Origin of the sequence: Cohnella laeviribosi DSM 21336 (assembly GCF_000378425.1) — a bacterium.
In the GTDB taxonomy this organism is placed as follows: domain Bacteria; phylum Bacillota; class Bacilli; order Paenibacillales; family Paenibacillaceae; genus Cohnella; species Cohnella laeviribosi.
This window is the reverse complement of sequence record NZ_KB899816.1, coordinates 74,822-89,367: the sequence shown is the minus strand read 5'-3', so window position 1 is coordinate 89,367 and position 14,546 is coordinate 74,822. Positions and strand designations below refer to the sequence as shown.

Genomic DNA, 14,546 nt, shown 5'->3' with positions numbered 1-14,546 from the left:
AGTGAGCGGCGTGGCGCGTCGCAAGTCGACCGTTATACTCGTGCTGCTGACGCTGGCGGTTCTGCTTCTGTCTCCCTGGGCTTCGGCGCCCGCTCCCACCGTGAAGCCGGCCAGTCCTTCCGGAGGGACGGAGGCTTTGCCGTCCGCTTCGCCCGTTGGGGAGGAGCCGGCGGAGCTTGCGGTCACGGCCGTCGTCGGCATGTCCGAATTCGAAACCTTGCAGGCGCAGAACGAGGCCTTTCGGCTCCGCCATCCCGACGTTTCGGTCGAACTGAGGCGTCAGGACCCGGCGGAGGCCGGCAGGCGCTGGAACGGGGAGGAATGGAGCCCGGACGGCGCGGACATCTGGCTTGTGCCGAACGAATGGGTCGCAGCGCTTGCGGTGGCGGGCGAGCTGCTGCCGGCCGACGAGGTGTTCGTCGGCGAGGCGATTTCGGAGCCGTTCGATTCTCTCGTTTCCCAGTTGAAATGGAACGGCTACGTTTGGGCCGTGCCTCGCGATATGGATCCGTATGTGGTCGTATGGAATACCGAGGTGCTCAGCGCCCTGCAGGCCGAGGGGGAGACGAAGTTCAGCCCCCCGCTTTCCCCCGAGGCTTGGCGGGAGCTGCCCGGCAAGCTTGCGGAAACGGGGCTGAACGCCGGATGGCTTGCCATTGACGGCTCCGATCCGCTGGCTTTGCTCGCGTGGATCGGGCTGTTCGCAAACCGGCGCGAGGACGCGCCGCTGACCTCGGCGGGACAAGCGTCGGACGGCGGCGCGCTGGAACAGGCGCTGTCTCTGCTTGCCGAGGCGCGAAGCGGCATTCGTTCCGGTCCGCTGACGCCGGCGTTCTGGCGGTCGTTTGCCGCAGGGGAAGCGGCGGCGGTTGTCGCGAGAAATTCCGCCGCCACACGGGCGCTGCGGACGTTGTCCGGCTCCGAGGCCGCCGCCCTGGCTATCGACCGGTCGGCCTGGAACCGCGATTTTGTCTGGCCCGGAGGCGTCAGCATCGTGCTGTCCGCGAAGACGAAACACGAAGAAGCGGCCCGCGTCTGGGCCGCAGAAATGACGAGCAAGGACAACCAATTGCAAAACTATCGCCAAACCGGACGGCTGCCGGTTTCCCGTTCCCTTTATTCGGAGGCATACGGGATCGTAGAGGCGTTAAGCGATTCGGGCTTGCGCGGGTTCCCGAACGAGCCGGCGCTCGCCTCGGGTCCTGAAGTCGCTTCGCGTCTGGCCGAGATCGGAGCCTTGTGGAGCGGGTTGCTGGACGGTTCCGTCGCGCCGGAGAGATGGAAGGCGCTCGCAACGGAATTATTTGCCGATTTTAAGCGTGACCGTTAATTGTCCTTCTTCGATGCTGACGCTGTCGGCCTTTACATAACGAATGAGCTGTTGCGGATAGAACCCGAGGTCGAATTCGCGCTCCAGATCGGCTCTGGTCGTATCCGGCAATTCGAGGCCGTTGAACACCAGCTTGTCGACATGGAACCGGATCGCATTTTCGGGCTCGTTTTCCAGGGTGTAGTGCCCTTCGATCGCAACGCTCAGGTCGCCGCGCGAACCTTCCAGCTTCATCCGGCCGGGTTTGAACGAAATCGTGAACGTCTTGAAGCGCTCGTCCTGGCTGCGGATGAATTCGTTCAGCATGCTGTCGGGAATCGTAATCGTCGTCTTCAACCCGCTTGTCGTCATCATGTCCGGGTGCTCCTGAATCCAGTCCGGCAAATGGCCCATCGCCTTCGCCAGCGCGCGGAAATGCTCGCGGACCTCGTACAAGCCGACGCTGCGCCAATAGGCCTGCAGCTCGTTCATCAGCTGCCGCAAATAGTCTCCCTGCCCGCTGTCGGCAAGCGCCTGATCGAGTTCGCGCCGCAAGGCGGCCACCCGGTTGCGCTGGGCGATCAGGGCGTTCTCCACGTCGGAGAGCTCCTGCTTGCTCCGCTTGAGCGCTTCGTAGCCTTGGCGCAGACGGTCGTATTCTTCCTGATAGGTCAGCATCGCTTCCCGGTCGGCCCGAAACACCAGCTCCATCAGCTCCCATGTCCGCAGCAGTTCGGACAGCGACCGGGCTTGAAAAACGGCGGACAGCAGAATATCCTTCTGTCCCATATAATAAGAACGAAGGGCGCGGCCGGCCCGTTCGCGCTGGGCGGAGATGGCCATCTCCTGCTGGGCCAGTCTCGCCTCGCTCTGGGCAATGTCTTTTTCGGCGCTGCGCCTTAAGGTTCCGATCCGTTCGATCTCGCGTTCGATTTCGGTGACGGACAGGCTTTTTTCCAGCAGCTTGCGCGTTTCATCCGTCATGCTCGCCGGGTCGGCGTACACGGGAACGAGCGCCCCGGCCCGCGTCAACGCCGCAACGACCAGCAGCAGCGGCAATCCTAACCATAACAATCGTCGCATCGGGGCCTCCTTCCTTTCGGGCGGACGAGCGGCGCGGTAGTTCAGCCTATGAACCGAACGTCGAAAATAGAAGTCCGGCAGGCGTTCTCTTGAGCCTGCATAAGATTACGCGATCGTTCTGTCCGAAGTTTAATTATAATCGGTTGGCAAACGCAGGGAAAGGAGGCGAAGAAGATTGCCGGAAGATCATGCGCCTGTGCCCAAGTTCGCCGAAGCGTTCCGGAACGAGCTGGCCGGAAGCGGCCGCGTCGGCCGGCTGCCTTCGGGCGCGGAAGTGCCCTGCCTGACCTTCCGCGATTACATGCGATTGTGCCTTTACGATCCGGACTGCGGCTATTACCGCAGCGGTCCCGTGCGGGTCGGCCGGTCCGGCGACTTCTACACGAGCCCGTTTCTCGGCGAAACGATGGGCGAGCAGCTTGCGGCTGCGCTTTGGAAGCTGGCCGACGAACGGTTCGGCGTCGGAAGCGGCGCAAACGTGGTCGATTGGGGAGGCGGGACGGGAAGGCTGATCCGGCAGCTGGGCGAATCCTGGGGCCGGGAGGGGGCGAGCGACCGGTTCCGGCTTTTTGTCGTCGAGGATCATCCGGCGCACCGCCGGGAGGCGGAGATTGCGCTGCGCGATCGGATCGAAAGCGGATCGGCCCGCATTTTCGCGGAAGCGGAGGCCGAGGCTTATCCGTGGCGGAAAGGGAACACGATCGTTATCGCGAACGAGCTGCTCGATGCTTTTCCGGTCCATCGGGTCGTGCAAACGGAGGACGGGCTGGCAGAGCAGGGCGTGTTCTGGGACGAGAACGCCGGGCGGCCCGCGCCTTGCCTGACCGGACTCAGCACGCCGAGACTCGCGGAACGCCTTGCGCTGGACGGGACGAAGCTGCTTAAGGGGCAGATTGCGGAGGTCGGCCTCGACGCGGCCGATTGGGTGGCCGGCTTGTACGGCAAGCTCGGAAATGCGCTGCTGGTCATCCTCGATTACGGGGATGAGGCGGCCGAGCTGACGGGTCCGCACCGGATGGAGGGAACGCTGGTATGCTACAGGCGGCATATCGCGCACGGCGAACCCTACGTTTTGCCCGGCGAGCAGGACATCACCGCGCACGTGAATTTTACGGCGATCCGCGACGCCGCCGTTCACGCGGGCTGGGAGCCGCTCTGGTACGGGACGCAGCAGCGGTTTCTGATCGCGTCGGGCGTGCTGGACCGGCTTGCCGCGCATGCGTGTACCGATCCGTTTGCCCCGGTCGTCCGGCGCAACCGCCAGATCCGCCAGCTTCTGCTGTCCGACGGGATGGGCGAACTGTTCAAGGTGCAAATTTTCGCGAAACGCGGTTGACCGGCACGGTGAAAAAGAAAGGGCGGCAAACAAAAAAGCTTGAGACGCAGGGAAGCCTGCGTCTCAAGCTTTTCTTCCGAATGGCTCCGCCATCGATCAGAACGGCAGACCCATCTCGAACACCGACCAGTATGTAAAGCCCAGGAACGCAATGATCATATATCCCCAGAACATGAAGATATAGGTCCGCTCCGTGAATTTCAGATAACCGAACAGGAAAAATACGGCCGCCTGTATAAAGAACAGCAAGGCCATTTCCCACATATCGCCTGCGAAGGACATCAGCGCGATCACAAGCGTGAAGAAGCCGAGCACCCGAAACATGCGTGCCATGAAAGATCCCCCTCTCTGCTTCGCATTCCAACCCAATTCTAAACGCTATTATACCCGCTGCCCGTACGAAGTGTAAACCGGAAGAAGTGACGAATTGGCAAACTTTTCGTTTCGGTTACGTAGGTTTCCGCAAGGATCGCGTTTTTATTCTGGATTTCGTTTCGGTACCGCACAGGTATACGCGCGCAAAAATTGGATATACATAGGAGTATCCGATAGATTCTATGAATTTCTCGCCAAGCATAGAAATGGATTGAGAAGCATCGATGCAAGTTGAGGAGGGAAAACAGTCAGATGACAGCAGCCAGACAGGATGCATGGACGGAAGACGACGATTTGATTTTGGCCGAGGTGACCCTGCGGCATATCCGGGAAGGCGGCACGCAGCTGGCCGCATTCGAAGAAGTAGGGCGGAGAATCGCGCGGACCGCGGCGGCCTGCGGATTCAGGTGGAACAGCTGCGTGCGGAAACGGTATAGCGAGGCGATCCAGCTCGCCAAGCAGCAGCGGCAGAAGCGGAATTATTTGAAAAAGCAGGGCATAGCCGATTTGGACGCCGCGGAAGAAACAACCGGCGGCGAGGCGCCACTGGCCAAAGGGGAAGCGGTGACGGCCGAATCGCTGTCGCTCGAAGCAGTCATCCGTTATCTGCGGCAATGGAAAGGCTTGATCCAGGAGTTGAACCGGCAAATCAAGCACCTGGAAAAAGAATTGAAAGAGAAGGACGAACGGATTGCCGCCCTGCAGGAGGAGAACGAGCGTCTTTCCAAGGAAGTAAACGAGGTCCAGACCGACTACCAAGTCGTGAACGACGACTATAAGGCGCTGATCAAGATTATGGACCGTGCGAGGCGGCTTGCGTTTCTCGCGGAAGAACCGGAGGAAGAGAAGACTCGCTTCAAGATGGACGCCAACGGCAATCTGGAGCGCATCGAATGAAGAAATCGGCCTGTTTCCACAAGATTTGTGGGCAGGTCGTTTTTTTGTGCGGCCGGACCCGCCCCCTGCTCAAAAATCGCGTCGTCCCCGAAAAGAGAATGCGATCCGGAAAGGCGCGAAAGGAGACCATATCCTGCACCAATTCCAATATAGCCGCTCGGGGCTAAGAGAGGTACGGGGCGGACTACATGCTGGATGCGCACTGCCGCATGGAGCCCCCCCTCGCCCGGGGCGTCGCCCCTACGAGAGGAACTCCCGTTGAGAGCCGGCTGTACAATCTTGCTGTATAATATTGGAGCGAGAAAGAGAGGGGAAACGTATTTAAGCGAGAAAGAGGGGGAACGCATTGGAACGAAAAAGAGAGGAGGAAACGCCATGACGCGCATTGCGGTCGTCGGGGGAGGAGCGCTCGGCTTGCTGATCGGCGGGAAGCTGGCGGCGTCCGGCCAGCCGGTGGAAATCTGGACCCGCACGGAAGAACAGGCAAGGCTGTTGAAAGCCGAAGGCGTCCGCATCGAGCATGCGGACGGGACCGCGGACGCCGTCGCCTCCGTCGAGGCGGCGGCGGTCAAGGATGCGCCGCCCGGGGAAGACGTGATTGCTTTTCTGGCGGTGAAGCAAACCGCGCTGAAGCCGCCGCTGCTTGCGGCGCTGGATCGGGCCGTCGGCCGGGGCGGGGCGATCGTGGCGCTGTGCAACGGCATCGGCCATCTGGAGCGCCTTGAAGCCGCATTGCCCGGCAGAACGCTTATGGCCGCGGTGACGACCGAGGCGGCGCTGAAGATCGACGCGCGGACGGTCCGGCATACCGGGCGCGGGACGACCTGGTTCGGCCGCGCTCCCTTGCTTGGCGCAACCCCCGTCCGCCTGGCCGGTCCCATCCCCGCGGAAACGGCCCGTACCGTCGAAAGTTGCCTTTCCCAGGCAGGATTTACCGTATTTTTGTCGAATGAAATGACGGAGCGGATATTGCGCAAGCTGCTCGTCAACGCGGTGATCAATCCTTTGACCGCTTTGCTGCGCGTGACGAACGGGGAAATGCTGGCGACGGCCGAGAGGCGCTCGGCGATGAGGGCGGTCTACGAGGAAACGGCCGGCATTCTCGCTTCGTATGGGCTTAAAGCTTCCGAGGAGTTGTGGCGGGAAGTGATCGGCGTTTGCGAACGAACGGCCGCCAACCGCTCCTCGATGCTGCAGGACGCGCTTGCGGGGCGGGCGACGGAGATCGGCTCCATCAACGGAGCGGTCAGCCGCCTGGCGTCCGCGATCGGACGGGCATCGCCCTGGAACGACAAGCTGACGGCATTGGTGAAGGCGTTATCCGGCGGATGAGGAGAGGTGTTCATGGCTGCTGTCTGGGAAGCGTTGAAATACGGCTACGCGGCGCTGGCCGTTGTGCCGGTCGTCCCTTTTCTGCTTGTGTTCTTCGTCGCTCATGCGCGGAGCAAGGACAAGAAGCGGGCCATCCGGCTGTCGATGGATGTCACGACGCTGTTTCTGATCGGCATCGTATCCAGCCTGCTCAACAAGCTCGGCACTTCCTTCGGACCTTACTTGATCCTGCTGTTTATGCTTTTGCTTGCGGGCCTGATCGGCAACGCCCAGAACCGGGTCAGGGGCAAGGTCGACGGAGCGAAACTGATCCGGGCGGTGTGGCGCTTGTCCTTTTTTGTCCTCAGCGTCATGTACGTCCTGCTGATGGCGGTTGAGCTTGTTCGGTCGCTCTTCCGGCTGTCCGCGTAAAGGAAGACGTACCTTTTCATTAGCATAAAAATTAGCATTTAAACTTTGGCACAAAAAAACGTCGGCATAAAAAGGCGTTTCCGGAAACAACCTACCAATTGAGGAAGGTTGTTTCTTTTTTTTGGGGCCAAACGCCTTCGCGATTCTGCTTGGAAATATCGACCTGTAGTTCAAACATGAACTCGGCGGTATAATGCTAGATGTTATTAAAAATAGATAAAAAAAGGAGCTTTCCAGTATGCGGAAATCTTGGGTTGTCACCCTTTCGCTAATTTTGGCGCTGGCTTCCGTGCTGGCCGCGTGCGGATCGGGGAAAGAAGGCGGGTCTTCAGCAAAAAATCAGGTATTCAGCATGAATCTGACGTCGGAGCCGCCTACGCTTGATCCCGCGCTGGCGCAGGACTCCGTTTCCTTTACGGTTCTTACGGGACTGTACGAAGGCCTTACGCGCAAGGACGAAAACGGAAAGGTCCTTCCCGGCATAGCCGAATCTTGGGACATTTCCGACGATCAGCTGACGTATACGTTTCATTTGCGCAAGGACGCCAAATGGTCCAACGGCGACCCGGTAACCGCGCACGATTTCGAATACGCGTGGAAACGGGTGCTCGATCCGGATCTGAATCCGGCATCGCCGTACGCCTATCAGCTGTACTATATCAAAAACGCGGAGAACTACAACATCAAGGCGAACAATCCGAACCATATCAGCGATCCGGCGCAGGTGGGCGTAAAGGCGCTGGACGATTATACGCTGCAGGTGCGGCTGGAACATCCGACGCCTTACTTTTTGAGTATTACGTCGTTCTGGACGACGTTCCCGGTTCATTCGTCCGCCAAGGACAACGAGGCGTGGGCGGCCGAAGCGAAAACGATCGTCTCCAACGGTCCGTTCAAAATCGCGACCTGGAAGCACGGCAACGAAATCGAACTCGTTCCGAACGAGAACTATTACGCCAAAGACGAGATCAAGCTGTCCAAAGTCCGTTTCGTCATGGTGGCCAACGCTTCGACCGAGCTGCAGATGTTCCAGACCGGACAGCTCAACTACGCCGGCTTCCCGACCGGCGAAATTCCGGTCGAGCAGATCGGGAAGCTGAAGGAAACGAACAAGGACGAGCTGCGCATCAAGCCGATCGCAAGCACGTATTATTACAACTTCAACAATACGAAATCGCCGTTTGACAATGTCAATATCCGGAAAGCGTTCGCCCTGGCGGTGGACCGGCAGCAGCTTGTCGACAAGGTGACCAAGGGCGGCCAGGAACCGGCGTACGGCTTCGTTCCCCCCAGCATCATGGGCGCGCAAAAAACGTACCGCGAAGAGTATCCGGACCGGGATTTCATGAGCCCGAGCGCGGAAGCGGCCAAGGCGGCGCTGGCCAAAGGCCTGCAGGAGAAAGGGCTGGCGAAGCTGCCGCCGGTGACGCTTACGATCAACGAGAACACGGGCCACAAGCAGGTCGCCGAAGCGCTGGCCGACATGTGGCGCAAAACGCTCGGCGTCGAAGTCAAGATCGAGACGCAGGAATGGAAAGTGTTTCTCAAAAACCGCACGAGCCTGAACTACGACATCTCCCGCGCCGGCTGGTCCGCCGACTACAACGATCCGATGACCTTCATCGACATGATGACGTCGGCGAGCGGGAACAACGATATCGGCTTCAAAAACGCGGAGTACGACAAGCTGGTCAAGGAAGCTTACGCAACCGTCGACCAGAAGAAACGGATGGAACTGATGCACCGGGCCGAGAAGATTCTGATCGGCGACAACATGGCGATATTGCCGCTCTATTACTACACGGGCGTTCATTTGGTCAAATCGAACCTGAAAAATATCGTCATGGACTACCAAGGCATGGTTGACTATACGCGGGCTTATCTGGAATAACGGGCTGAGCCAATCGGGATATGGTACCGGGCGCCGCCACTCCATATCCCGATTGGCCGCCGGCGCGCCGCGGCAGGAAGGAGCGTTTGGTCACGTGACACGTTATTGGATCGGGAAAATCGTCTCCGTCGCCGTCTCGCTGTTCGTGCTGGCAACGGCGACTTTTTTTCTGATGAAAGCCATCCCCGGCGATCCGTTTACGCAGGAGAAGGCGGTGCCGGAGGAAATCAGGCAGAAGCTGCTGGCTTATTACGGGCTGGACAAGCCGGTATGGCAGCAGTATTTGGCGTATTTGAACAATTTGCTGCATTTCGATCTCGGCATGTCCATGAAAAGCAATTATCAAACGGTGGCCGGCATCATCTCGGACTCGTTCGGCTACAGCTTTCGGCTGGGCGTCGTCGCCATCGCCGTATCGATCATCGTCGGCGTGGCGGTGGGCATTTTGGCGGCCATGCATCACCGCAAGCTGATTGACAGCGTTTCAATGGTGCTCGCCGTGCTTGGGGTAAGCGTGCCGAACTTCGTGCTCGCCTCCCTGATGCAGTATGTTTTCGGCTACAAGCTCCGCTGGCTTCAGGTGGCGGGACTGAACGGGCCGCTCGATTACGTCATGCCGGTTATTGCGCTGTCGGCGCTGCCGATCGCGTATATCGCCCGGCTGACCCGGTCTTCGATGCTTGAAGCGCTGTCCGCCGAATACATCAAGACGGCCAGAGCGAAAGGGCTGAGCAAACGGGCGATCGTGCTGCGGCATGCGGTGCGCAACGGCATTTTGCCGGTCGTCACCTATGCGGGGCCGATGGCGGCCAACATCGTGACCGGCTCGGTGATCGTCGAGCAAATTTTCGGCATCCCGGGGCTCGGGCAATACTTCGTCGCCAGCGTATCGAACCGGGATTATACGCTCATCATGGGCATTACGCTGTTTTACGCGATTGTGCTGATGGCGGCCCGCTTGATTACGGATATCGTCTACGGGCTGGTCGATCCGAGAATCCGGTTGCGGTCCGGGAAGGGGGCGGCATCATGAGCGAAAAAACAACGGCGGCGCAAGCGGAGTCTTCGGCCCGGCAGCGGGGCGGGGATGGGGCGCTGACCCGGGAGATGTTCCGGAAGCTGGCCAAGCGTCCTTCGGCCGAAGCGATTGCCGGCGAGAGCGTTCCCCTCTGGCGCGATGCGATGCGCCGTCTCGTCCGCAACAGGCTGGCGATGAGCGGGCTCGCGTTTTTGGCGCTGCTGTCGGCGATGGCCGTTATCGGCCCCGTCATTTCGCCGCACGACTATTACACGAACAATCTGGACATGACCAATCAGCCGCCGTCTGCGGAATACTGGTTCGGCACGGACCATCTGGGAAGGGATTTGTTTTCCCGCGTCTGGATGGGAGCCCGGATTTCGCTCACCGTCGGGCTGGCCGCCGCCTTCATCGATCTGATCATCGGCGTCGTGTACGGCGGCATCATGGGATATGCGGGCGGACGCCTCGACGAAGCGATGAACAAAATATCGGAAATCCTCTATTCGATTCCGTATTTGCTGGTCGTCATTCTGCTTCTGGTCGTCATGGAGCCGAGCATGTGGACGATTATTGCGGCGCTGTGCGTGACGGGCTGGATCAACATGAGCTGGATTGTCCGCGGCCAGATTCTGCAGCTCAAAACCCAGGAGTACGTGCTCGCGGCGCGCTCGATGGGCGCGGGGCCGATGCGTATCCTGTTCAGGCACCTCATTCCGAATTCGCTCGGTCCGATTATCGTCACCCTGACGCTTTCGGTGCCGTCCGCGATTTTCGCCGAAGCCTTTTTGAGTTTTCTCGGGCTTGGCGTACAGTCGCCGGCGGCTTCGTGGGGCACGATGATCAACGATTCGCTCGCAAGCTGGAGCCTGTATCCGTGGCAGCTGCTGATACCCGCCGCGCTGCTCAGTCTGACGATGCTGGCGTTCAACGTGTTCGGGGACGGACTTCGGGACGCGTTTGATCCGAAGCTGAAAAAATAACGCTTTTCGACTTGGGGGTGAGGAGATGGAAACGATTCTTCGGGTGTCCGACCTGCACGTATCGTTCGCCGCGCGAGGCGGGAAGATTCGGGCGGTGCGGGGCGTCAATTTCGAAGTGAAAAGAGGCGAAGCGGTCGCGATCGTGGGCGAATCCGGCTCCGGCAAAAGCGTGACGGCGCAGAGCATCATGCGGCTTCTGCCGAGTCCGCCGTCGCGGATCGAGAAGGGCTCGATCGAATTTAAAGGGCGGAATCTGCTGAAGCTGCCGGAGCGGGAAATGGAGGCGGTGCGCGGCAGGGACATCGGCATGATTTTCCAGGACCCGATGACATCCCTCAATCCGACGATGACCGTCGGCCGGCAAATTACGGAAGGCCTGTTCAAGCACCAGGGAATGAACCGAACCGAGGCGCGGGAACGGGCGGTCGAGCTGCTCCGGCTCGTCGGCATTCCGAATCCGGAGAAGCGCTACGGCCAATATCCGCATTCGTTCTCCGGCGGCATGCGCCAGCGGGCGATGATCGCCATCGCCCTGGCCTGCAATCCGTCGCTTCTGATTGCGGACGAACCGACCACCGCGCTCGACGTGACCATCCAGTCGCAAATTCTGCGCGTCATGAAAGAGATGCAGGAACGGTTCGGCACGTCCATTATTCTGATCACGCACGACCTCGGCGTCGTAGCCCAGCTGTGCGACCGCGTCGTCGTCATGTACGCCGGCCAGGTGGTCGAGTCGGGAACGACATGGGAGCTGTTCCGCAATCCGCAGCATCCGTATACGCGCGGACTGCTGCGTTCGATGCCGCGGCTCGATCTGCCCAAAGGCAAGCCGTTGATCCCGATCGAAGGCACCCCTCCCGATCTGCTCGCGCCGCCTCCGGGATGCGCGTTCTGCGCGCGCTGTCCCGAGGCGATGGAAGTGTGCGCGGACCGCGATCCCGAGCTGGTGCCGGTCGGTCCGGCCGGGCAGGCGGCCAAGTGCTGGCTGCACCATCCGTTGGCGAAGGAGGCGGTACGATGAGCGCAGGGACGAATCGAGCGCTGCTGGAAGTGAACGGACTCAGCAAATTTTTTCATATAGGCAACAAGCAGACGCTTCGCGCGGTCGACAATTTGACGTTCCAGGTCGGGCAAGGCGAGACGCTGGGCGTCGTCGGCGAATCCGGCTGCGGCAAATCGACCGCGGGCCGGACGATCGTCCGGCTGTACGAGCCGACGGCAGGCGAAGCGCGGTTTTTGGGGCAAAACATTTTCAAGCTAAAAGGCGCGAAGCTGAAGGCGCTGCGGCGGGAGATGGCGATGGTCTTTCAGGACCCGCACGCGTCGCTCAATCCCCGCTTCAGCGTAGCCGACATCATCGCGGAACCGCTCGACATTCACGGTCTTGCCGGCAGCGCCAAAGAGCGGCGCAAAAAGGTCGAGGAGCTGTTGGACAAGGTGGGCCTGCGCCCCGACCACGCCGCCCGCTACCCGCACGAGTTCTCGGGCGGACAGCGCCAGCGCATCGGCATCGCCCGCGCGCTTGCGGCCGGGCCGAAATTCGTCGTCTGCGACGAGCCGATTTCGGCGCTCGACGTGTCGATCCAGGCGCAGGTCGTCAACCTGCTGAAGGATTTGCAGCGGTCGATGGGGCTGACCTATCTGTTCATCGCGCACGATCTGTCGATGGTCAAGCATATCAGCGACCGCGTCGCCGTCATGTATCTCGGCAAAATCGTGGAGCTTGCGGAAAGCGCCGAGCTGTACGGCAATCCGAAGCATCCGTATACGCAGGCGCTGCTCTCGGCGATTCCGATCCCCGATCCGAAGGTCGAGGCGGAGCGGGAGCGGATTGTGCTCTCCGGCGATTTGCCAAGCCCGATCAACCCGCCGAGCGGCTGCGCGTTCCGCACGCGGTGTCCGTACGCCACGGAGAAATGCGCGGCCGAATCTCCCGCCTTTCGCGAGATCCGTCCGGGGCATCGGGTGGCGTGCCATTACGCCTGACCGCACGCCGGGTGCGGCGCGCCGGCTGGCGCGGGCGCGGACGGCGGCGGGAGAAAGCCGGTTTGCGATCGCGCGGCAAGCCGAAGGTTAAAGCTGTTCGCAGCGAAAGGCTGCGGACGGCTTTTTTTGTCGCCGTCCGGCCTCATCCGCTTCGAACAAGCCGGCCTCCCCGAGTCCGGCTTGCCGCCTTCGGCAAACGGCGATTCTTTTTGACGGCCTACCGGCTGTTGTGTACAATCAAGTTTGATATGTCTCAAAAGATATGGGAGGACCCCTTAATGAACGTAACACCCCTGGAAGGGTTGTCTTCTCCTTCGCTAGCGGAACTGTACCGGCGCCGGGACGACAAGGTTTGCGGGCTGTTCGGCGGCCACCCGTCCGTTTCCGCCAATTGGCAGCGGCGGGCCGCCGCGCTGGATGCGGCGGCGGAGCGGAGGGCGGACCGGCGCCTTCTGGCGCAAGCGCTCCGCGCCTATCATGCCCGGCTGCCGAAGCACGAAGCGGTGTCGCGCTCGCTGGAACGGCTGGAGCGGCCCGATAGCCTGGTGGTCGTGGGCGGGCAGCAAGCCGGGTTGTTCGGCGGCCCGCTGATGATCGCCTATAAGGCGCTGACCGTCGTTCAAACGGCCCGCTACGCCGAACGCCTGCTTGGCCGCCCGGTGGTTCCGGTGTTCTGGATAGCGGGCGAGGATCACGATTTCGACGAGGCGAACCACGTCTACGTGGCGGCCGCCGACGGCGAGCTGGCGCGGATTCGGATCGAGCGTCCCGAAGGCCCCCGCCATTCCGTCAGCCGGACCCCGCTTAAGCAGCGGGATTGGGAGGCTGCGCTCGACGCCTTGGCGGCTGCGCTTCCGGAAACGGAGTTCAAGCCCGGACTGCTCGACCGGCTGCGCAAGCATGCCGCGGACGCGCCGACGCTGACGCTTGCGTTCGCCCGCTTGATCGCGGATTGGTTCGCTCCGGACGGGCTGCTGCTGCTCGACGCCGACGATCCCGAGCTGAGGGCGCTGGAAGGGCCCATGTTCCGCCAACTGATCGATCGCAACGACGAATTGGAGGCGGCTTTGCGGGAAGGGGAGGGGGCCGTAAAATCGCTCGGCTTTCCGCTGCAGGCCGAATCGGCGCCCGGGGGCGCGAACCTGTTTGTCCACCTCGATGCGGGCCGGACGCTGCTGTTTAAACGGGAAGGCCGGTTTGCCGATCGAAAGGGGAACGTTTTGTTTTCGCGGGATGAACTTCTTTCCTTGGCGGACGAGGACCCGGCCCGCCTGAGCAACAACGCCCTGACGCGGCCGATCATGCAGGAGTTCGTGCTCCCGGTGCTCGCCACCGTGCTCGGTCCCGCCGAGATCGCTTATTGGAGCGTGCTCGGTCCCGCATTCGAGCGGTTCGGCATGTCGCTGCCGCTGATCGTGCCGCGGCAATCGTTCACGTATTTGGAGCCCAACATCGCAAAGCTGCTCGACAAATACGGCGTAACGGCGGAAGACATCGTGCGGGAAGGCGCGGAAAAGAAGGCGCAGTGGCTGGCCGAGCAGGACAAGTGGCGTCTGGAGGAGAAGTTTCAGGAAGTCAGAGACCGGTTTGCCGGACTTTACGGTCCGATCCTCGACACGCTTGAGGCGCTTCAGCCGGCGCTGCGGAAGCTCGGCGAAAGCAATCAAAGCAAAATTATGGAGCAGATTGACTATCTGGAAAAACGCGCCGTCGACGCGCTGGCCAAGCAGCACGAGGCGGGGCTTAGGCAGTGGGACCGGATGCGTCTGTCGCTGGCTCCTCAGGACAGATGGCAGGAGCGCGTTTTGGGAATCGTTCATTTTCTGAATCGATACGGCCCCAAATGGCTGGACGCCTGGAACGGCGTGCCGTTCGACCCGACGGGCGGCCACCGGCTGGTCGAGGGATTGCTGGATCAAGCCTGA

13 protein-coding genes are annotated in these 14,546 nt (G+C 61.0%); 11 read left to right on the top strand and 2 right to left on the bottom strand.

Annotated features, from left to right (window positions below; genetic code table 11):
* The first annotated feature begins 10 nt into the window (after window positions 1-10).
* A complete protein-coding gene (locus tag F560_RS0108060) occupies window positions 11-1,330 on the top strand; it encodes an ABC transporter substrate-binding protein (protein ID WP_019005213.1) in 1,320 nt (439 codons plus the stop codon).
* Here F560_RS0108060 and F560_RS0108055 read toward each other — a convergent pair.
* The gene (locus F560_RS0108055; protein ID WP_026298157.1) at window positions 1,301-2,392 is read right to left on the bottom strand and encodes a coiled-coil domain-containing protein; all 1,092 of its coding nucleotides are present in this window, start codon (window positions 2,390-2,392) and stop codon (window positions 1,301-1,303) included. The two genes, F560_RS0108060 and F560_RS0108055, sit on opposite strands and share 30 nt — an antisense overlap.
* A gap of 175 nt (window positions 2,393-2,567) precedes the next feature.
* Here F560_RS0108055 and F560_RS22795 point away from each other — a divergent pair, with 175 nt between their 5' ends.
* Window positions 2,568-3,728: a class I SAM-dependent methyltransferase gene (locus F560_RS22795; RefSeq protein WP_019005211.1), complete on the top strand. Its 1,161-nt coding sequence runs from the start codon at window positions 2,568-2,570 to the stop codon at window positions 3,726-3,728.
* A 96-nt stretch (window positions 3,729-3,824) separates the two neighbouring features.
* On the opposite strand, the gene F560_RS0108045 is transcribed toward F560_RS22795, so the two are convergent.
* Window positions 3,825-4,061 carry a DUF2626 family protein gene (locus tag F560_RS0108045; protein WP_019005210.1) on the bottom strand — a complete coding sequence of 79 codons (237 nt, stop codon included), beginning with the start codon at window positions 4,059-4,061 and terminating at the stop codon, window positions 3,825-3,827.
* Window positions 4,062-4,355: 294 nt separating this feature from the next.
* Between F560_RS0108045 and F560_RS0108040 the strand changes: the two genes are divergently transcribed.
* The 9 genes from F560_RS0108040 (at window position 4,356) to bshC (ending at window position 14,546) form a co-directional block, all read left to right on the top strand.
* Entirely contained in the window at window positions 4,356-5,000 is a 645-nt protein-coding gene (locus F560_RS0108040) for an RsfA family transcriptional regulator (protein WP_019005209.1), read from the top strand.
* Between the two features lie 375 nt (window positions 5,001-5,375).
* Window positions 5,376-6,332 (top strand): ketopantoate reductase family protein, encoded by a 957-nt coding sequence (locus F560_RS0108035; protein ID WP_019005208.1) that lies wholly within the window; start codon window positions 5,376-5,378, stop codon window positions 6,330-6,332.
* Window positions 6,333-6,344: 12 nt separating this feature from the next.
* Window positions 6,345-6,743, top strand: a complete 399-nt coding sequence (locus tag F560_RS0108030) for a DUF3397 domain-containing protein (RefSeq protein WP_019005207.1) — start codon at window positions 6,345-6,347, stop codon at window positions 6,741-6,743.
* A 238-nt stretch (window positions 6,744-6,981) separates the two neighbouring features.
* Window positions 6,982-8,634 (top strand): peptide ABC transporter substrate-binding protein, encoded by a 1,653-nt coding sequence (locus F560_RS0108025; RefSeq protein WP_019005206.1) that lies wholly within the window; start codon window positions 6,982-6,984, stop codon window positions 8,632-8,634.
* A 94-nt stretch (window positions 8,635-8,728) separates the two neighbouring features.
* Window positions 8,729-9,667, top strand: a complete 939-nt coding sequence (locus F560_RS0108020) for an ABC transporter permease (RefSeq protein ID WP_019005205.1) — start codon at window positions 8,729-8,731, stop codon at window positions 9,665-9,667.
* A gap of 74 nt (window positions 9,668-9,741) precedes the next feature.
* Window positions 9,742-10,635 carry an ABC transporter permease gene (locus F560_RS0108015; RefSeq protein ID WP_051088311.1) on the top strand — a complete coding sequence of 298 codons (894 nt, stop codon included), beginning with the start codon at window positions 9,742-9,744 and terminating at the stop codon, window positions 10,633-10,635.
* 25 nt (window positions 10,636-10,660) lie between these two features.
* Complete coding sequence (locus tag F560_RS0108010) at window positions 10,661-11,656, top strand: ABC transporter ATP-binding protein (protein ID WP_019005203.1); 996 nt, start codon at window positions 10,661-10,663, stop codon at window positions 11,654-11,656.
* Window positions 11,653-12,621, top strand: coding sequence for an ABC transporter ATP-binding protein (locus tag F560_RS0108005; RefSeq protein ID WP_019005202.1), 969 nt, complete (start codon window positions 11,653-11,655; stop codon window positions 12,619-12,621). The genes F560_RS0108010 and F560_RS0108005 overlap by 4 nt, the downstream gene beginning before the upstream one ends.
* A 278-nt stretch (window positions 12,622-12,899) precedes the next feature.
* On the top strand, window positions 12,900-14,546 hold the full coding sequence (bshC, locus tag F560_RS0107995) for a bacillithiol biosynthesis cysteine-adding enzyme BshC (RefSeq protein ID WP_019005200.1): 1,647 nt from the start codon (window positions 12,900-12,902) through the stop codon (window positions 14,544-14,546).